This is a genomic window from Endozoicomonas numazuensis (assembly GCF_000722635.1).
Taxonomy (GTDB): Bacteria; Pseudomonadota; Gammaproteobacteria; order Pseudomonadales; family Endozoicomonadaceae; genus Endozoicomonas_A; species Endozoicomonas_A numazuensis.
In genome coordinates this window covers 601,962-621,146 of the sequence record NZ_JOKH01000003.1, presented here as the reverse complement: position 1 = coordinate 621,146, position 19,185 = coordinate 601,962, and the positions used below count along the sequence as shown (strand labels likewise).

At 47.3% G+C, this 19,185-nt stretch carries 19 protein-coding genes and 3 tRNA genes; 9 read left to right on the top strand and 13 right to left on the bottom strand.

Going from position 1 to position 19,185, the window contains the following annotated elements; all coding sequences use genetic code 11:
• Positions 1–47: 47 nt before the first annotated feature.
• Entirely contained in the window at positions 48–554 is a 507-nt protein-coding gene (locus tag GZ78_RS15485; protein ID WP_034837733.1) for a shikimate kinase, read from the bottom strand.
• Positions 555–656: 102 nt separating this feature from the next.
• Between GZ78_RS15485 and GZ78_RS15480 the strand changes: the two genes are divergently transcribed.
• Together GZ78_RS15480 and GZ78_RS15475 are read left to right on the top strand one after the other, a co-directional pair.
• Positions 657–938, top strand: a complete 282-nt coding sequence (locus tag GZ78_RS15480; RefSeq protein ID WP_034837730.1) for a hypothetical protein — start codon at positions 657–659, stop codon at positions 936–938.
• 119 nt (positions 939–1,057) lie between these two features.
• On the top strand, positions 1,058–1,618 hold the full coding sequence (locus GZ78_RS15475) for a DUF2058 domain-containing protein (protein WP_034837727.1): 561 nt from the start codon (positions 1,058–1,060) through the stop codon (positions 1,616–1,618).
• 57 nt (positions 1,619–1,675) lie between these two features.
• Here the strand turns inward: GZ78_RS15475 and GZ78_RS15470 are convergent, their stop codons facing one another.
• The 6 genes from GZ78_RS15470 to GZ78_RS15445 form a co-directional block, all read right to left on the bottom strand.
• A complete protein-coding gene (locus GZ78_RS15470) occupies positions 1,676–2,053 on the bottom strand; it encodes a RidA family protein (protein WP_034837725.1) in 378 nt (125 codons plus the stop codon).
• A 213-nt stretch (positions 2,054–2,266) separates the two neighbouring features.
• Positions 2,267–3,586 carry an acetyl-CoA hydrolase/transferase family protein gene (locus tag GZ78_RS15465; protein WP_034837722.1) on the bottom strand — a complete coding sequence of 440 codons (1,320 nt, stop codon included), beginning with the start codon at positions 3,584–3,586 and terminating at the stop codon, positions 2,267–2,269.
• A gap of 4 nt (positions 3,587–3,590) precedes the next feature.
• On the bottom strand, positions 3,591–4,172 hold the full coding sequence (locus GZ78_RS15460; RefSeq protein WP_034837720.1) for a cysteine hydrolase: 582 nt from the start codon (positions 4,170–4,172) through the stop codon (positions 3,591–3,593).
• A gap of 7 nt (positions 4,173–4,179) precedes the next feature.
• Positions 4,180–5,310, bottom strand: coding sequence for a 2-methylaconitate cis-trans isomerase PrpF family protein (locus GZ78_RS15455; protein WP_034837717.1), 1,131 nt, complete (start codon positions 5,308–5,310; stop codon positions 4,180–4,182).
• Between the two features lie 11 nt (positions 5,311–5,321).
• A complete protein-coding gene (locus GZ78_RS15450; RefSeq protein WP_051786223.1) occupies positions 5,322–5,831 on the bottom strand; it encodes a MaoC family dehydratase in 510 nt (169 codons plus the stop codon).
• Between the two features lie 259 nt (positions 5,832–6,090).
• Positions 6,091–6,543 (bottom strand): hypothetical protein, encoded by a 453-nt coding sequence (locus GZ78_RS15445; protein WP_152558764.1) that lies wholly within the window; start codon positions 6,541–6,543, stop codon positions 6,091–6,093.
• A gap of 369 nt (positions 6,544–6,912) precedes the next feature.
• Between GZ78_RS15445 and GZ78_RS15440 the strand changes: the two genes are divergently transcribed.
• Positions 6,913–7,608, top strand: coding sequence for an EthD domain-containing protein (locus GZ78_RS15440; protein WP_034837712.1), 696 nt, complete (start codon positions 6,913–6,915; stop codon positions 7,606–7,608).
• On the opposite strand, the gene GZ78_RS15435 is transcribed toward GZ78_RS15440, so the two are convergent.
• Together GZ78_RS15435 and GZ78_RS15430 are read right to left on the bottom strand one after the other, a co-directional pair.
• The gene (locus tag GZ78_RS15435; protein WP_034837709.1) at positions 7,609–8,535 is read right to left on the bottom strand and encodes a hypothetical protein; all 927 of its coding nucleotides are present in this window, start codon (positions 8,533–8,535) and stop codon (positions 7,609–7,611) included.
• 45 nt (positions 8,536–8,580) lie between these two features.
• A complete protein-coding gene (locus tag GZ78_RS15430) occupies positions 8,581–9,477 on the bottom strand; it encodes a LysR family transcriptional regulator (protein ID WP_034837707.1) in 897 nt (298 codons plus the stop codon).
• 824 nt (positions 9,478–10,301) lie between these two features.
• On the opposite strand from GZ78_RS15430, the gene GZ78_RS15425 reads away from it, so the two are divergent.
• Positions 10,302–11,594 (top strand): cation:proton antiporter, encoded by a 1,293-nt coding sequence (locus tag GZ78_RS15425; RefSeq protein ID WP_152558763.1) that lies wholly within the window; start codon positions 10,302–10,304, stop codon positions 11,592–11,594.
• Positions 11,595–11,610: 16 nt separating this feature from the next.
• Here GZ78_RS15425 and GZ78_RS15420 read toward each other — a convergent pair whose 3' ends face one another.
• The 4 genes from GZ78_RS15420 to GZ78_RS15405 form a co-directional block, all read right to left on the bottom strand.
• The gene (locus GZ78_RS15420; protein ID WP_034837704.1) at positions 11,611–12,537 is read right to left on the bottom strand and encodes a TauD/TfdA dioxygenase family protein; all 927 of its coding nucleotides are present in this window, start codon (positions 12,535–12,537) and stop codon (positions 11,611–11,613) included.
• A 79-nt stretch (positions 12,538–12,616) separates the two neighbouring features.
• Positions 12,617–13,393, bottom strand: a complete 777-nt coding sequence (locus tag GZ78_RS15415; protein WP_034837702.1) for a class II aldolase/adducin family protein — start codon at positions 13,391–13,393, stop codon at positions 12,617–12,619.
• Positions 13,394–13,403: 10 nt separating this feature from the next.
• The gene (locus GZ78_RS15410) at positions 13,404–14,903 is read right to left on the bottom strand and encodes a coniferyl aldehyde dehydrogenase (RefSeq protein ID WP_081869881.1); all 1,500 of its coding nucleotides are present in this window, start codon (positions 14,901–14,903) and stop codon (positions 13,404–13,406) included.
• 99 nt (positions 14,904–15,002) lie between these two features.
• On the bottom strand, positions 15,003–15,827 hold the full coding sequence (locus GZ78_RS15405) for a sterol desaturase family protein (RefSeq protein ID WP_034837699.1): 825 nt from the start codon (positions 15,825–15,827) through the stop codon (positions 15,003–15,005).
• A 165-nt stretch (positions 15,828–15,992) separates the two neighbouring features.
• Here GZ78_RS15405 and GZ78_RS15400 point away from each other — a divergent pair, with 165 nt between their 5' ends.
• From GZ78_RS15400 to GZ78_RS15380, 5 genes are all read left to right on the top strand, one after another.
• A complete protein-coding gene (locus tag GZ78_RS15400; protein ID WP_034837696.1) occupies positions 15,993–16,904 on the top strand; it encodes a LysR family transcriptional regulator in 912 nt (303 codons plus the stop codon).
• Between the two features lie 66 nt (positions 16,905–16,970).
• Entirely contained in the window at positions 16,971–18,464 is a 1,494-nt protein-coding gene (gene gltX / locus GZ78_RS15395) for a glutamate--tRNA ligase (RefSeq protein WP_034837694.1), read from the top strand.
• Positions 18,465–18,719: 255 nt separating this feature from the next.
• Positions 18,720–18,795: transfer RNA gene (locus tag GZ78_RS15390), tRNA-Ala, on the top strand.
• Between the two features lie 53 nt (positions 18,796–18,848).
• Positions 18,849–18,924: transfer RNA gene (locus GZ78_RS15385), tRNA-Glu, on the top strand.
• A 95-nt stretch (positions 18,925–19,019) separates the two neighbouring features.
• Positions 19,020–19,102, top strand: a tRNA-Gly gene (locus tag GZ78_RS15380).
• The last annotated feature ends 83 nt before the right edge of the window (positions 19,103–19,185 follow it).

Below are 19,185 nucleotides of genomic sequence, written 5' to 3'. Positions count from 1 at the left end.
TAGGGCTGGGTACTTAGCCCACTCTTTTGAGGAATTTTGTGAGCGGATTAAAGAAACGCTTTTGTTTTATTGATAATCTCAAAAGCCAGACTATCTTGATCCAGCTCCCGGCAATCAATCGTGACATCCGCATATTTCTTGTAAAGCGTCACTCGTTCTTCAAACAGGTCTTCAATCGTCTGGTTCTCAGAACGGGCGATACCACGGGTGTCAAAGTTATGAATGCGTTTGCGGATTTGCTCAAGATCCAGATCCAGAAAGACGATGACTGATTCTTTGGCCAGATGTTTCATAGCCGCATCGCTGTATACGGCTGACCCGCCCGTGGCAATAATATGGCGTTTAAGGTTCACCTTCAGTAACTCAGCTTCTTCAATGTCTCGAAGAACCATATAGCCTGACTCGTTAACAATGTCCTGCAGGGTTTTCTGTTGACTGATCTGTATCAGTACATCGGTATCCAGAAAGCCATAAGCCAGATCTTTGGCCAGAATAATGCCAATGGTACTTTTGCCTGCACCCGGCATTCCGATCAATGTGATGTTGGTTTTCATTGTTTGCGTCCCCCTTGACTGCTTTCCAGAGTTTAATAGTCTATTTTCAAACACAGAGTGGCTTATCTGCAAGTGTTCTGTCACAGCCCCTAATGGATAGTCATGAAAACGTTGATCTTCTTTTCGATGCTATGCCTCGTATCCGGCGCTCAGGCCGGGTTTGATGATACCAGAACTCATATTGAGCAACTGTTACAACAAGGGAAAAAAGTAGCCATTCTTGTCATTGATATGCAGGTGGCTTATGAAGGCCGGGGGTCATTACATAAACTGAGTTTAGTTTTAGGTGAGCAGATCAATATTGAGTTGGACTTGCAAAGTGCACTGACGAAATACCCTAAACTCCATGTTGTTTCCAAAGCCGCAGAGCCCTGTGAAAAATAAAGTCACCCATAAGCTTTCTTGATAACAGAAAGACTCCGGCTGGCTCCAAAATGGCGCGCCTGCTAATATGTGTATCCTGAAATTTTTCCGATCTTCGATCCTATCTATTTGAGCAATCCATGAGTAAATCACTGAGAGACCAGCTGATGGGAGCTGGCCTGGCCACCAAGCAGCAAGCCCTTAAAGCTAAAACCAGTAATAAGAAAACGAAGAAGCAAGCCGCTAAAAGTGGCGAGCTGACCGATCAGGAAAAGCGCCGTATTGAGCTTGAAAAGCAGAAAGCGGAGCAGGTTGAGCGGGACCGTGAACTCAATCGTAAGCTGGAGGAAGAGCGCCAGCAAAAGGCACTTCTGGCTCAGGTACGCCAACTGATAGAAATGAATTCCATTCCCAGAGAAGCAGGGGATGTGGGGTATAACTTTGTTGTTGATAGCAAAGTGAAAAAGATCTATGTCTCCGAAGGCATGCAAAACAAGCTGAGTCGTGGACTGTTCGCAATTGGTATTCTGAGTCAGGGAGATGAAGAAGACTATCGGGTGATTCCTGCCACTGTGGCCAGAAAAATCGAAGAGAGAGAACCGACTGCAGTAGTGGTTCAATCTGAGAATCAGAGTGAGCTAACAGAAGAAGAGCAGGAGTGGTATGCGGATTATGAAATTCCGGATGACCTGATGTGGTAAGGCATTTGGGGGCTCTCAGGTTTTAAAAACCTATACCCCCCATGCTTACGCATCGGATTATTCTGCCGATGCAACGACTTCTATTTCAACCTTCACATCTTTAGGCAGTCGAGCTACTTCTACAAGGCTGCGAGCTGGAAATGGGAAAGTGAAGTACTGTTTGTAAACTTCATTGATATCAGTAAAGTCATTCATGTCTTTTACGAACACGGTGGCTTTTTTGACTTTGTTCAGGCCACTGCCCGCCGCCTCCAGTACTGATTTCAGGTTTTTCAGACATTGATGAGCCTGTTCCTTGGTGTCTTCAGACATTTCTCCGGTTTCTGGCTCAATAGGCAACTGACCGGAAGTGAAAATCAGGTTGCCAAATTGAATTCCCTGGGAGTATGGGCCAATGGCAGGAGGTGCATCCGGGGTCTCAATGACTTTATGCATAATGCTTCAGTTACCTGACGTAGGTTATTGATTGTAGTCAGCGAATTCTAATCACCTGCTGAAGCTTTGTCATCGTGGCGAGGGGGGGCAACGGGCCTATTTCCGTACAATTACTTAATAGTTTGAAGGGAAAGGTATGTATATTAACGGACTTTTTTATAACCTGAGTGGGACTGGATCCTTCAGTCCCAGAAAATAGGGGGCTTCGTCCTCTCAGATATAGTGTTGAGACTGGGCGTACTCTTCCAGTTCCGGGCGGAAATCCGGATGAGCCAGTGCAATCAGTGCTCTGGCCCTTTCGGACGTAGACTTGCCCCGCAGGCTGGTAATACCAAATTCGGTGGCAACGTATTGAATAGAATTTCGAGTGTCTGTGGCCGGACCAGATATACTTTTTACGATTCTTGAGAATTTACCTCCGCCTGCTGTTGAAGTGGCTGCGAGAATAGAGATACCGTCTTTTGAGCGTTGTACCCCTTCAATAAAATCCAGTTGTCCGCCGGCCGTGCTGTATTGGTGACCGGCAATAAACTCAGCGTTTACCTGACCAAAAAGATCAATCTCAACAAAGGCATTGAGTGAAAAGGCTCTGTCGTTTTTACCAATCACACAGGGGTCATTCACATAACTGGCAGGGTGTCCTTCTATGCCCGGGTTGTTGTGGATGAATTCAAACATTTCCGTATTTCCGGCTGACAGGGTAAACACCGATTTGCCCACATCGATCTTCTTCAGGCGGTTGTTTACATTACCGGATTTTATGAGCTGCACCATGGAAGGGGAGAGTAGCTCACTGTGAATACCCATATCATTGAACTGAGAGAGCTTGTTACAGACGGCATTGGGTACATTACCTGCTCCAATCTGAATAGTCATACCATCAGTGCAGTGTCCAATTATATGACTGGCAATCTTTTCATCGATAGCGCTGGGTTCTTTGTGGGGAGGTTCTTGTGGAAGTTCTACGGTATTTTCGACAATGGCATCCACTTCCGAGATATGGATGTAAGTATTGCCAAACACCTGTGGCATATTTTCGTTGACTTCTATGATCAGTCGTTTCGCATTTCTGGCGGCTACGATCGTGTAATCTGAACTGGTACCTGTGCTGAAGTAGCCTCCACCGGTCATAGGTGAAACCGTGACGACACAGGTATCCAGAGTCAGATCATGAGTCATTATGTAGGGTATCTGGTGAAAATTGGCCGGGATGTAATTGACCAGCTTAACGCCTTCTTTCAGTCCCTCCTTTAGCAGCTCCCATTCTTTGTGAGTGGCATAGAAAGGATAGAGGTCGACCGTATCCAGATACTCCATTTTCAACAGGGTGTCTTGTAAGGGGGTGGCAGGGTGCATGTAATACAGACGGAGTTTTTCAAGCTCTTTGCACTTTACACGGTCTTCAATCGCACTCAGTAGGGCTGGAGGCTCTGACATCCCCAGGCCAATGACCATTGTGCTGTTTTTGGGAATGATCTGGACCGCATCAGAGGCTGAGCGAAGTTTGCTTCGGTATTCTTCTTGATAAGACATGGGATCACTCCTGTTGGAGTTCGGATGAATGAACAACATTGACCAGTCTTTTAAGACTGGCAATAGCCTGGTCATGAATCTCATGGGTTGAAGCGGCACAGAGATTTTCAACAACGACAGTGTCATAGTCACGGTCATGAGCTTCACGGGCGCAGGACTGAATCACGTAATCGGTCGATACCCCGGTCAGAATAAGTCTGCTGACACACTGTGCTCTGAGGATAGCTTCCAGCTCTGTTGAGTAAAAAGGGCTGATCCGGTGTTTGACCAGAACGGTGTCGTTGTTGTTCAAGGCCAGGTCAGGGTGAAATTCGGTTCCCCACTGACCCAGTTCATAAGCTCTTGGTTCTCGTACTCCCCGGAATAAAGACCAGGGTTGAGTAGGGCATTCAATGTAGCTGGCAGAAAACCCAACTCTGAAAAAGATGATAAGTCCGCGCTGCTTTCTGATGTGTTCAATCAAATGATTGGTATTTAAAATCAGGTTTTTTTCTGCAACACATGAAGATGCTGAAGCAATAGGGCTGTCTGGATGGACAACATCATTGATCAGATCAAGAACCAGTAATGCCGTTTGTTTCATCATAACCCGATCAATATTCGACGTTGGGAATGTATACCTGGCCACTCATGATCTTTCGGGCTGTTCGGCCGTACTGGATTTTGAGGAATTCGGGCCAGAGCTGACCACTGACACTGCGACTGGCTACATGCAAAGGCATGATGCCCTGAGGGTGCATTATTCTGAGGGTATATTCTTCAGGACTGGCTATGGTGGCCAGTTGATTGACAATAGTGCCTGGCACTGCCCCAGACGACGATGTGCAGACAGAGCCTGTGCCCGCCAGAGCAGGATGACACTTGTTGAGCAGAAACATCCGGATTCGAAGGTCTTCATTTTTGCTTTCTGGCTCTTTAGCCAGAATCACCAGTGGCAGCAGTGGCGATACTTTATCGATATCCTGCCAACGATCACACATGCCGATCATCTGAGCAGCCTTGCCACGTATTTCGCGCACGCTATCCAGTACGAGCTGATTCTCATCCAGCTCTTGTTTGCTTTCGTGACAAGTTACCCCTAGATCTTCAGCTTTGGCAAAAATACCCAGGTTACCTGCATCAAAAACAGTCACTTCAATGGTTTTACCGGATTCCAGTGTCAACGTATCGGTGGCATTGCCTGTCGGCAGGCATTTTCCTGTGACAGCCCCCGATGTGCCGCTGTAATCCAGGTCGATTCGGGCCCCGGTTCCCGGAACTCCAGCAATACTGAAGTCTCCCTGGATGGCAACCTCGCCGTTGACCACAGGAACATCTGCAATAAAAACTTTGCCGGTATTGGTGTTATGTATTCTGACCCGGGTAACGGGTTCCTTTACCTTCACAAGGCCGCTGTCAATGGCAAAAGGGCCCACCGCTGAAGAGATATTGCCGCAGTTGGCATCGTAATCGATATGAGGGTGATCAATTTCTGCCTGTCCGAAGGTGTAATCGACGTCGGCATCTGGCCTGGATGGGGGATCAATGACAGCCAGTTTGGAAGTGACTATTTGGGCTCCGCCCATACCGTCTATTTCGGTAAGGTCTGGTGAGCCCATGATTCGCATCAGAATATTGTTCCGTTTCTCTCCGGGGGGAGGTAAATCCTTGCCCATAAGATAGACGGCTTTGCTGGTTCCACCCCGCATATAGACACAAGGGATGGCAATCTGTTGTCCGCTCATATTGGTATCTCCTATGAAGCATTACGCTTCCAAACCAACATGGTCCGAGTCCCTGTCATCACGACATCTCCGTGCTGGTTACGAATGATGAGCATCACTTTTACCAGGCCCTGCTTGGGTCGGGATTTAGATTCACGAGCACTGATGACTTCTGATGAGACATAAATTGTGTCGTTTATTTTGACGGGTTTCAGGGCCTTGATTTCATCAAATTCAAGATTCGCGGCAGCGTGCCCACTGATTAGACGTGAGTGAATACCTACTGCCATTCCGAAGGTCACTATATGTTCGACGATCAGGTCACCAAACTCTGATTTTTTGGCGAAATCCCGGTTAGTATGAGGTTGGGATTCAATGCCAAGAAGTATGGTCAGGGAAACACAGTCGGATTCTATAATGGTTCTGCCATGACTGGACTCAATAACACGGCCAACGACAAAATCCTCATAAAACATGGCGCCGTCTTCAACGAAATGATTTTCATCTTTCTGAATCAGCAGTGTGGGGAATTGATTGCTCATGACATACCCTGAGGTGCGTTGATGGAGTGATCAATGCAGTCTGAGTGTAGTGGAGTAGAATCTTTTTTATTAATAAATAAATGAGATAACTCATGCTGGTCGTTTATGTGTGAGAATATAAATATAAATATAAATATAAATATAAATATAAATATAAATATGAATATATTTATCGATTATTTTAAGGCTTGGTATCCAGTGCATTGACCTCGCAGCAAGAAAGGTTTCAGATGAAGTGTGCAGTGTTGCTCAAGTGATCTTAAAGAGGTTTCAAACCAGTACCCCCAGTCCATAGTGTTGTCGGCATCCTGCATTTGACTGCCGGTGAGGGAAAATTTTTACCGTTTGTCAGTTTGAGGATGTAGGTGGCGTCAGAGAGTTTTTTCGGAATGGTTGGGCAAGAGAGCTCAGCATTATGCAGAGCTATATTTTTTCGGCTTTTGACTTCATCTTTGAAAATACCCTGTTCTTTTTCAGATCGCTTTAGCAGTCCGCCGTGGGAATAGGCGATATAAAGATCGACTTGTTTTTCTCGAGCCAGTAAACGCATGGTTTCAGTGCGGTCTTTTAAGGTTTTAAGACGCTGGGGGTCACTTCTCACCGACTCAGGTAAGGTATCTTTAGCCAGTTTGCCGTTAAGGTTGCACAGAGGAGTCGTTGGGCGGTCAGTGTGTATGATGGCTGTTGCGCTCTTAATTTTGCCTTTGTTCACGATCAGCATCCTTTGAGAGTAATTCACGAATAGCAGGCTTGCTGATGATCAGTTCAGGACTGAAATCTGTCATGCTCTGACGTCATTCATGAAGATACCCTCCTGTATTATTCTTCAGAGCCAGCCCGACAATAATATGGGATAGCAGAGCGTTTTCCATGTCATTCAGGTTGTCCTTAATACTTGAGCACTGGTGCTATAAGGATGAGTAAGGTTTGGTACGTTCGATTTAGACAAGAGACACAGACGGGGGTTCCCTGATGATCAAAAGCATAGAGTGATCCATATTATAGGATGACAAATGATGTCTAGATTGCGATTATCTCTATGCGATACCTTTCACGGTAGAATAAGAATAAGGGAAGAAACGTGGAAAAAATTATCTATCTGTTGAAAGCAGATGAAAACTTTCAACAGCCCGCTTTTTGTGAGGTTGTACTGGGCTTGTTAAGTGAAGACTTGCTGAAACAGGACAATGTCCTGAGTTTGCGGGTCAGTCTGAACGATGCAGATGTGGCCAGAGCTGAAGGTTTGAAGCAGCAACATTGTGGCCCTCTTCCTGATGCGATGATTTCACTGTGGGTCAAATCTGCCAATGATCATCAAGCGCTGGAAGCATTGATGAAGCCCTATAGCAGCAGAATAGAGGGCTATCTGGTCACTGAGTCAGAAATACTGTCAGCTCCTTCTGAAGAGAGACAAAGAACCCCGGGCTCTATGCAATTATGCTGTCTGAACAAGCGGGGTGATCTGAGCGATGAGGAATTCTTGTCTATCTGGAAAGACAGTCATGGAGCTGTCGCTGTAGCCACACAATCTACTTTTGGTTATAGGCAGCATATTGTGGTGCGAAAACTGACAGAAGACTCGCTCAATTATATCGCCATAGTAGAAGAGCATTTCCCCACCGATGCGATGGATTCCCCTCATGCTTTCTTTGATGCCATAGATGACGATAGGAAACTGGCAAAAAACCGGAATGCCATGGTTGAAAGCTGCGCTCGATTTATTGACTTTAACCGGATGAATTGTATTCATTTGAGTGAATACACTATCAAGGATTGATCAGAGAGGGATGTCGGGGATATCCAGGCCGCATTCTTTCAAATATTTGAAGACCTCTTTGTAACGCTTGTCGACAGGGGCATCTTTCAGGCTACCGAACCAGTATCGCCAGAGAGTGCTGCCTGTTGCATCAGCGGCTTGAGTGCCGTTGTTGGCAAAGTAGAGCGTATGCCCCAGTTTTGTAGTCAGCACGTAGGATGCTCCGACTATTGCGTCTGGCATTTCTGAACAGGCCATCTCTTCGTTATGGAGGCTGGTGTTGGCAGACGAATTGACCTCGTGCTTATAGATCAATTGTTCTTCTGGCGAACGTTTATCCAGGCCTCCTTTTACATAAGCAACGTAAAGATCCATAGGGGGGCCATTCTGAGCCATTCTGCGAAGTGTAACGGTTCTGTCTTCAATGGTTTTGGTTCGGTGTGGGTTGCCCTGCATTGAAACAGACATCGTTTGTCTGAGCACTTTGCCAGCAGGGTTACACAGTGGGGTGGTCGGTTTGCGGGTATGAATAATAGCTGCAGCTTGGCTGAGCTGGGCTTCGTCCATCATATTCATCAGGCTCTGTTCGAAAGCTTTTTGAAAACTGACGGCGACAGGGCGAGTGATCTCATCACTACCGGCAATCTGAACTTCGGGGGAACGCCTCAGCGGGGTGATGGCCAAGCGGGCAATATCGGTCTTGATATTGTTGGCCAGTTCACCATCGCTGACTACCGTACTGGATATGTCAGCGAGCATGGTCATTTTTAATTCATTGACATCCAGTTTTTCAAGGGCAACTTCACTGCTGTCCTGCGAAGGCCCGGAAGAACAGCCACACAGCAACGCTGCTGATAACAGCAGTAATGCGTTAAGCCAGACTGTATGGCTACCGAGTCTGGCAATAGGGTTCTGTTTTGAATGTAAATGCTTTGTTATAAGCTGCAAGCGGCTTGCCTTATATTCTGTTCATCAGCAGCTCATCAAAGATAGTCAATATTCTGGTTTCTGCCAGCCCAGAGCGCTGAGCATCAACTGAATAATGTGGCTCTGGTACTTTTTCTTATGAAGCAACAGAGAGAGGGTTCTTCTAAGAGTGACTCCAGTGACTTTTACAGAAATTAATTCTCCCAGCTCCAGCTCATGGCTGACACAAAGGCGGGACAGGCAGCTGATGCCCTGTCCATACTGCACCAGCTTTTTAATGGCTTCTGACTGGTTCAGTTCCATCTTGACACTCAGATCCGTTAGTTTTTGACCGAGCTGCTGATCAAAAATATTTCGGGTGCCAGAGCCTGACTCCCGAAGAATCCAGTTCTGGTTATTCAGCTGCTCTACAGAGACCTCTCTCAGGTTGGCCAGAGGGTGGTCAGGACTACAGATAATCAGCAGTTCATCTTCCTGCCAGGGAATGACGTCGATATCTTCATGCTGACAGGGGCCTTCAACGCAGCCAATGTCCAGATCAAAGCTGGCTATACGGCTGATGATGTTTTCTGTATTGCGGATATCCATGTTAAAGCTGATATTGGGAAAGTCCGCGCTGACCTGGGCCAGAATATCGGGTAAAAGATAATTGCCAATCGTTGTGCTGGCACCTATTCGAAGGTGACCGGATTCTGTGTTCTGAAGATCTCTGAACAGGGTTTCGATTTCTGATGTACGATCCAGCAACTCTGAGGCCAGAGGCATAAGTAACTCGCCCTGATGGTTGATCAGGAGCTTGTTGCCGGTTCGGTCAAACAGCTGACAGCCCAGCTGGTTCTCCAGCTCGGCAATGGCCATGCTGGTCGCTGGCTGAGAGAGGCTAAGCTGTTGGGCTGCCAGGCGAACCTGTCCGAGGCTGGCGACAGCCCGGAACGCCTTGAGCTGTTTTAGAGTGATGTGCATGTTGAGGTTCTGTTTAAGGTAACGGCGGCATTTTATACTGCTTGGCAGCAAGACTAAATCTGTAGATGTCCAATTGTGGCATTCTTTGTCATATTTTCTCAGTTGATGGAGTTTTTTCATCCCTCTTTTTGAATTTTTTGGTGAGCTAAATGGAGTGGAAGCTGTTTTAGAATATATAAAAATAGTGTCGTTTTCTGTCTGAGATAACGGCATTTGTCACTAACGAATATGATTTGTTCTTTATTATGTTTTGAGCATCTTATATAGCTTGGCTGATTGCTTTGGCTGTCTGGTTTTGATTGTTTTGAGATGTGCCGTCTATTCGAAGAAATGCTTTTTTGGGATGCTTTTTTGGGATGCTTTTTTGAATTACTTTGTTATGAGTGAATTAACATCTCTTCCGTTAAGTACTCGGAAATATTCGATTCCATAGGGTTGGGCACTAAATATTGCCTTGTTTGGGTGGGGTTTTTATACCGGTCGATTGACTTTGCGTGCAAAATAAAGTGGCTTCTGGGTCTTTTTCTTTCTTATAGTGCTGTCAATATTGAAAGGCTTTCTGCTTCTGGGAACCTTTCAATATAATGGAAGGGTCGTTACTGTATTACTTTGTCTCAGGCGTCCGATAAGTCTTTCTTATATCCTTTAATAATAATTTTTATAACCAGGATAATGGAGGTCTGATGTAAGCTCTGCACGGTTCTCAGGGTGGAGCTGTCTATTCTGCTGCAGGATGCTATCTTTTTAGTGGGTATCCCAGACGCTTGTTCTTCCTGATTTATTCAACTCAATACAGTTTTTTGAATGATTCCAGAGGTTTTGCCATGCACGAAACCGGCCTAGCTGCACCGGTCCTGATACTGGCTGGTCTGCTGCTTCTTGCTACCAGTTCATCCATTTTGCTTAAAAAGCTAAGGTTTCCCTACACCATTGGCCTGGTGGTGATTGGCATGGCTTTGGGGATTCTGGCGCAATACACCGATGCTTTGGAGCCGGTTCTCAAGGTGGATCTGTCTCATGATCTGATCATGTATGTGCTGTTACCCATCCTTATTTTTGATGCAGCTATTAATATCAAACCGCCCCATTTGTTTCGTGAGATGGGTTCGGTCATGAATCTGGCCGTATTTGGGGTTGTGCTGTCCATGTTGGTCATCGGGGTGATTATGAATGCCCTGACACCTCTCAGTCTGGCTGGCGCTATGTTATTTGGTGCTCTGATTTCTGCTACAGACCCGGTAGCTGTGATTGCCTTATTCAAGGAAGTTGGGGCTCCGGCACGAATGTCCATGCTAATGGATGCTGAGAGCCTGTTTAATGATGCCACCGCTATCGTGATTTTCGGAATTGTATTAGCCGTGATTCAAGCTGGCGGGGGTGTGGGAACCGGAGTCGTGCTGGGTGGAGTCTGGTCTTTCATCGAAGTGTTTTTTGGTGGGATTCTGGTCGGTACAATTATGGGGATCGCCACGCACTGGTTGCTTAAGTTGGGTAAATCAGAGCCTTTTGTCCAGATAGCCCATACCACAATACTGGCTTATGGCAGTTTTATCATTGCTGATCATGTGCTTGGCGTGTCTGGTGTCATGTCCACCATTGCTGCGGGTATTGTTACGCGCTCTGAGTCAGGTAAAGTATTGTCGGATCAGGTACGCAGCTTTATTACCCCTTATTGGGAGTTTATGGCCTTTCTTGCGAACAGTCTGATTTTTCTGCTGCTGGGTATGAAGGAAGATCTGCTGTTCAGAAACCTGGAGCATCTGCAGAATTACTATCCCTATCTTCTGATTGCCATTGCAGCTGTGCTTATTGGTCGTCTGGTTGTTGTCTATTTGCTTCTGCCTATCTCAAATCGATTGCCGGTGGGTCGTCCTGTGGATAACAAGACCAAGGCGATTATGTTCTGGGGTGGGTTGAGAGGTGTTGTGCCTGTGGCACTGATGCTGTCGATTCCTGACAGTATTCCCGAGAAGAAGTTGATCATTGATATGACTTTAGCCGTTATTCTTTTCTCTTTACTGGTACAGGGAACAACGGTGAACTGGCTAATGACCAAGCTGGATGTCAATCAACATTATCATGTTGTCAGAGAAGCGATGAAAAAGTTGGGGGGCTAATCCCCCCAACCAGTGATTACTCTGCAGTAAGAACTCTGCCCAGGGTAGCGTCACCTTCTATAGTGGTGCGATTGATAATGCGTCGCACTCCTTTTCGTGTGCCGGTGGTACAGTGCATGGCTCGCCAGTTGTCCCACAGAACCATGTCTCCCTCTTTCCACTCATGGAAGTAGTGGAATTCAGGTCTGCGTGTGTGAGCCACCAGTTTCTGCAGAAGGTCTATTGCTTCGTCATTGGACAGGCCTGCCTGCTGTGGCGTGATCACCCGATCAAGAAACTGCTCGACAATCCCAAGCACTTTTCGGCCAGTAATAGGGTGAGTCACAACCCCCGGGTAGGCTGCATCAGGAAAGTCCGGGTAGTTCATATCAGAGGGTTTTTTAGGCTGATTCGGGCCTGGCTCATAACCTTCCACGTCAACATAACGCATGTTTCTGCGTTGCATGCTGAAGGTGTATGCCACTTCAATTTTTTCCAGCAGATCTTTGGTTTCCTGATCCAGGGCATCGTAGGCTTTGGCCAGATCACCAAAGCCGGTCAGACCATCATTTTCAGGAACCACAACTGCGCGGAGCAGGGCACCATGATTGGGTCGACCGGTGTAGTGCAGGTCAATGTGCCAGTCCAGACGACCCACAATTTCCTCACCGTTGTAGTTTGCTGTGAAAAATTTGTCCTTTTCTCCACCGCTTTCCAGAACAAACAGCTCCGGGTTGGCTTCATTGGTTGTGGCCTTGAGCGGGTGGATTTCCAGCGGACCAAAAATCCGACTGAACTCAATCTGTTTTTCCTGGGTTATTTCCTGGTTTCGGAACACCAGAATGCCGTATTCATGCCAGAGGGATTTCAGTTCGTCTTTAATTGCATCGGAGACTGGCTCGTTGATATCAAAACCGGAGATTTCTACGCCAACATTTTCAAGAGGTGTCACCTGTAACTTCATGGTTTTATACCTTTTATTCTTTTTGTTTCGCTAAGGGCATTGCTGATTTGCCTGATAGCGTCGGCTTATGTATTGGTTTTTAGTCGTCATTCACTAAGTTGGGATCGGCTCTCAACTCCCGGCGAGCCATGGCTTCCCAGCAGAATGGAAAACCGTTGTCGTCGATACGACTGAGTTTTTCCACTTCTTCCGGAGGCAGCGGTTGAGCACCACCGGCTACTTCAGCTTCCCAGGCCCGCTTGCTGCGCCATTCCAGGGTGATGACTCTCAGGTGTGCCTGTCTGAGATTTTCACCTACAACCAGTGAACCGTGATTGGCCAGTAAAGCCCATTTGGATTCTCCCAGGGCTTCTGCTGCTGAAAGCGTGGAGTGTTCATCTTCAAAAGTGCCAGTGTACTCGTTATAAATAGGGAGCTTTTCGCCGCAGTAGGCACCCGCCTGATCGTAAATAGGCGGAACCTTCTGGAGGTTTGCCCAGATACCGCTCCAGTGGGCATGGTTGTGAATAACAACGTTGATCTCAGGGCGCAGAGCATGAAGCTGGATATGCAGACCGATGGCCGGAGTGATATTCCATTCACCATCAATGACTTTGCCTTTTTCATCCAGGGTCATAATGTCTTTGGCGGTCAGTTCATCCCAGCTTAACTCCCAGGGGTTGGTCAGAATGTTGCCATTGGGCAGGCGCCAGGTAATATGACCGGCAATGTGCTCGCTCCAGCCTTCTCTGAACAACATGCGACACATCAGGGCTACCTGTGCCTTTTCAGACAGTTCTGGTAGCAGGGCTTGCCTTCCCGGTCTGGGAGCAAACTGATCGACTATGGCCTGATTCAAACCTTCGTATCTGTTCATGTTCTAGTCCTTATTTTTTCACCATGGCTTTCAGCGCACGGTCACATTTTTTGGTGTAAGGAGGAATCAGACCACTGAGTTTCTGAATGTTGATTTTTCCCTGTTTAAAGATGGCTCTCGCATGGCTGAACTCTTTGAAGCCATAGACTCCGTGATAATGACCTACGCCAGAGTCTCCAACACCACCAAACGGCAGGTTTTCGCAACCGCCATGCATGATGACATCGTTCAGGGTGACACCACCGGACTGGGTCTGTTTGATGACCTTGTTCTGGAATGAAGGCTGATCACTGAATATATAAAGGCCAAGCGGGTGAGGGCGGGCATTAATAAAATCCAGACACTCACTGATCTGTCGATAGCTTTTGATCGCCAGCACCGGACCAAAAATCTCTTCGCGCATAATGCCCAAATCATCATCAGGATTGACAATAAAGGTCATTGGAAGCTTATAGACAGAATCTTTGGGCTCCAGAGCTTCTTTGGCCGGGTTTATGGTGCGAACATCGGTTCCCCGTTCTTTGGCTTCATCAATACAACCTTTGACCCGGTAGTAATGACGCTCGTTCACAACAGCGGTGTAATCCTTGTTGTTCTTCATGGTGGGGAACATTTTTCGGGTCCACTGGGTCGCAGCCTCAATGAACGACTCCAGTTTGTCTTCGTGTACAAATACATAGTCAGGAGACAGACAGACCTGGCCTGCATTCAGAGCTTTGCCAATCATTATTTTTTCGGCAGCTTCCTGGACATCGTATTCCCTGTCCACCACAACAGGGGACTTACCTCCGAGCTCCAGTGTGACCGGGGTGAGATGGTCAGAAGCGGACCTCATGATCTTTTTGCCAATATTGGTGGAGCCGGTGAAGACCAGGTGATTAAACGGTGCTGATGTCATTTCGGAACCCAGTTCAGGGCCTCCGGAAACCGCAGCGACTACTTTCTCATCGAAATGGGTTTTCACCAGAGATTCCATCAATGCTGAAGTGGCAGGAGAAACTTCTGAGAACTTGAGAATGGCCCGGTTGCCGGCAGCCAAAACGCCTGCAAGCGGGCAGATGACGGTATTGACCGGGAAATTCCAGGTACCCAGAATGCCGACAACCCCTTTGGGCTGGTATTGCACTTCAGCTTTACTGCCGGTGATACGATAGATCAGATCCAGCTTTCGCTTTTCTGCCTTCATCCACTGTCGTACATGTTTGCGGCTGTGTTTGAGAGACTCCAGACAGAAGTAGACGTCAGAAAAAATGGATTGATGTCCTGATCGACTGCCAAAGTCCTGCGCCAGTGCCTGAACAATGTGGTCATGATTGTCATGAATCAGGTCGATAGTCTGATTTAGTCGTTCAATTCGGGTTTCTGCACTGACTTCACCTTCTCTGATGAAGTCTGCTCTTTGTAACTCCAGCAGGCGCTTGACTTCACCCCCCGGAGTTTCGCTGGCCTCCTTGACTCGGTCGGGGTCAAGGAGGTTGGTCTTCAGAGTTAAAACCGATGCGCCTCTCATACTGCTGCCTTTTGTTCTGTTTTGTGTTTTCTATTAATGAAAATGCTGTTGTTTAGACGGTGATCATTCTCATCACTCCGAAGTGATGGCATTTTCTGCTCATGGCTGTTTGCTTGAGAGTGATGCTTCTGGCTTTCGAATCAGTGGCCAGAAAAGTTCTTCTTTCCAGTCCAGGTTCTTGGCTTTTGGCAGGCCGTATCGTTTCTGCTCACGATTCGGAATTTTTGCTGTGCCAAAGACCGTATCGAAAATGAACAGGGTGGTGGCGTAGTTGCCATTCAGGTTGGATCCCGGTCCCCAGGCATGGTGAGCATGGTGCGTATCTGGCAGAGTGATAACCTTTTCTATCACGCACCAGGCTGGCTCACTCCAGGGCATTTTTTTACGCAGCCACAGGTCCCATCTGAAGGCGGTGTGAGTGAGCATATTGCCAAAAAAGGTGATCATGCCTGCAACAACACAGGGAATGCCCAGCCCGAAATAAATCATGAAAGGCAGCATCCAGACCTGAGGCAACAGCAGAGTCCAGAAAATGTTGTAGCGCCAGATTACACCGGTGTTAAGTTTTTCAGCGGTGTGATGGGTTCTGTGAATTTTCCACAGCCATTCTTTTTCATGGATCCAGCGGTGTAACCAGTAGTGCATCATCTCCTGAGTGAAAAAGATGCAGCCCAATGCTAACCAGAAAGGGGTGTCTGCCAGTGCGCCGGAACTGTTTGGAAACATCAGGACAACCAGCCAACCCGCAATAAAACCTATCAAGGGGGTCGACATGACCGCGTGGGCAGAAAGCCCGGCCATGATAAAGCCGCCGTCTCGCCAGGGGCGGGGAGATTCTTTGAATTTGCCCGCCAAAAGCTCAATGACGAACACCAGAATAAAGCCTGAGCTGACTATGCTCGCGATGATCTCTCTTTCACTCATAACAACCTCGCATTCTTGTTCTTTTTTTTAGTGCTGTTGCACTTTTGCTTTAGGCAATGGGGTCTGGGGGTCTTTAACGCTTCTAAAACTACGAGAGTGGTTGATATATGTAAAATCGATATTTAGTATTAAATATATCCATGTGGTTGATAATAAGAATGAGTTATGAAGTTTAATCTAAAAGGTGTGGACCTTAATCTGTTGACTGTCTTTGAAGCCGTTATGGAAACAGGACAGCTTTCCAAGGCCGGAGATCTGCTGGGGATGAGCCAGCCAGCCATGAGTGCGGCGCTGCAACGGTTGAGAATAACGGTGGATGACCCGTTATTTGTGAGAAGTCGACAAGGCATGGAACCGACCCCCAGAGCTATTGATTGGTATCAGACCGTTGGGCCGGCCTTGAATCAGATTCGTCTGAGTCTTGAGTCTCGAAAAGACCCCAAGCCGGAAGAGAGTCAAAGAGTGTTTACGTTGCTGGCGGGTGACTATTTTGAATCGGTTTATCTGGCACCTTTGCTGAACACATTGCAGAAAGAGGCGCCTGGTATCAGCCTTAATCTGCTAACCGTTTCTGCAGATGGTTTGCCTCATGACTTCAAATCCGGAAAGGCAGATTTTGCCATTCATTATCAGGAGCCAGATGACTCGGGCCTGGATTTTACCTCAGTGGGTGAAGAGCGATTGGTGGTGATTACCCGAAAAAATCATCCCAGAATTGGCGAAGAGCTCACTGTGGATAACTATTGTCAGGAGCGACATGTTATTTTTGCTGTCAATGGCCAGCAGAATTTTCATTTGGATATTTTGATGGGAAAGCAGAGGCCCAAGCGAAGTATTCTTGCACGGGTTTCTCATTTTAACTCTGCTGCTACGATCATCGAAACTACTGATGCCATTTGCACGATTCCTGAAAGGCTGGCTGATGTTTTGATGGCGCGATTTGCTGTAGAAGCTCATCCTTTCCCACTGGAAATGCCTGCCGTGCCGAAGAAATTGATATGGCCGTCTGTCCTTGCCGCCGACCCCCTGCATAGATGGTTCAGGGAAAAACTGATTCAATTGATACTGAGTCGCTGATTCATTGTGGGCAGCCCCTGCTGGGTGTAGACTAGCGCCCACTTAAACTGTACTCGTTAATAGATCATGACTGTTCGTACTCGCGTAGCTCCCTCTCCTACCGGCGATCCCCATGTGGGAACGGCCTATATTGCCCTGTTTAACATGGCTTTTGCCAAGAGTCAGGGCGGCCAGTTTCTGCTCCGTATAGAAGATACTGACCAGGCGCGTAGCACAGCTGAATCTGAACAGCAGATTCTGGATTCCCTGCGCTGGCTGGGTCTAAATTGGGACGAGGGTCCTGATGTGGGTGGCCCCCACGGACCTTACCGTCAGAGTGAAAGGCGTGAAGTTTATGATGAGCATGCACAAAAGCTGCTTGATAATGATCATGCCTTTCGTTGCTTCTGTACTACAGAGCGTCTTGATGTACTGAGGGCAGAACAGGCCGAGACCAAACAGGGCTCGGGTTATGACGGACACTGTCTGCAACTGTCTCAGGAAGAAGTGCAGAGCAAGATGGCGGCTGGCGAGCCCCATGTTATTCGCATGAAGGTGCCTTCTGAAGGCAGCAGTAAGGTGGAAGACATGTTGCGTGGCACTATTGAGATTGAATGGTCTCAGGTGGATATGCAGGTTCTGGTCAAAGCCGATGGCATGCCTACTTACCATCTGGCTAATGTGGTTGATGACCATTTGATGGGTATTACTCATGTCATCAGGGGGGAAGAATGGATCAGTTCTGCACCCAAGCACCAGCTGCTTTATCAATACTTTGACTGGGACATGCCTGTTCTTTGTCATATGCCGCTGTTGCGTAATCCGGACAAGAGCAAGTTATCCAAGCGCAAGAATCCAACCAGCATCACCTACTACCGTGATGCAGGCTACCTGCCGGAAGCACTTGTGAATTATCTCGGACGTATGGGCTGGTCGATGCCTGATGAGCGTGAGAAATTCAACCTGGATGAAATGATTGAAAATTTTGATATCCAGCGTGTGTCTCTGGGCGGACCTATTTTTGATCAGGAAAAGCTGTCCTGGCTGAATGCCAGCTGGATTCGTGAAGATCTGAGCACCGAGCAGTTTGCCTATCGCCTACATAAATGGTTGCTCAATAGTGACTACATTATGAAGTTCCTGCCATTCGCCCAGGGTCGTGTAGAAACGCTGGCTGATTTTGCGCCTATGGCCAGTTTTATGTTCTCTGGCATGCTGGATCTTTCTGAAGAAGATTTTGCCCACAAAAAGCTGGAGCAGGCTGAGGTGAAGAAAGTGCTGCAGTTTATCCTTTGGAGGCTGGAGCAGCTGAGGCAGTGGAACAAAGAAAACATCTTTGCGGAAGTAAAAACGCTTTCCAAGGAAATGGGATTAAAGCTGGGTGACTTTAACCATCCTATCTTTGTGGCTATTGCAGGGACACCTAATTCCTGGTCGGTCATGGACTCAATGGCTATTTTGGGCGCAGATATGACTCGTGCTCGTTTGCGTCATGCCGTCAATGTTCTGGGTGGCTTGTCCAAAAAAGAAACAAAGCGCTTTGAAAAAGAATTCAAAATGCTGGGCAGTGAGTCAGAATAAATCAGATTGAAGCTTTTGAAAAAGAAGGTCGGATTTTTCCGGCCTTTTTTTATTGAGAGAGAAGCATTTCTGTGGAGCCTTGGGCATGAAGCTCACAGAGGAAAAACCTATATAACTATCTGCTTGGATTAAACATTTTTTCATAAGTGCGCTTGACAGGTTGGGGGGGCATCCATATCATTCGCCCTGCGTTTCGGGGCAGCCAAACAACTTCTCAAAAAGAGAAGGGTGAGCCGGAGTCGCGAGAAGTATTTTGGGGCTATAGCTCAGCTGGGAGAGCGCAACACTGGCAGTGTTGAGGTCAGCGGTTCGATCCCGCTTAGCTCCACCAAATTTTCAAAGCCTGGCTTTTTATTCGCTATAGGTATTTGAATCAAAAATTGTGTCCCGTTCGTCTAGTGGCCTAGGACACTGCCCTTTCACGGCAGTAACAGGGGTTCGAGTCCCCTACGGGATGCCATTTTCAAAATCAGTAAATGGTATTTCTACTGATTTCTATGACCGGATAAGTCGTTAAACTGCGTCGCTCAGTTCAATATTGAATGATCTGATTAAGCGGGAATAGCTCAGTGGGTAGAGCGCAACCTTGCCAAGGTTGGGGTCGCCTCAGGGTTAAAGAGTGAGTCTCGTTTCCTGCTGCGGACTTTGAAGAAGTCCTAAAACATCTTTCTGCGGGAATAGCTCAGTTGGTAGAGCACAACCTTGCCAAGGTTGGGGTCGC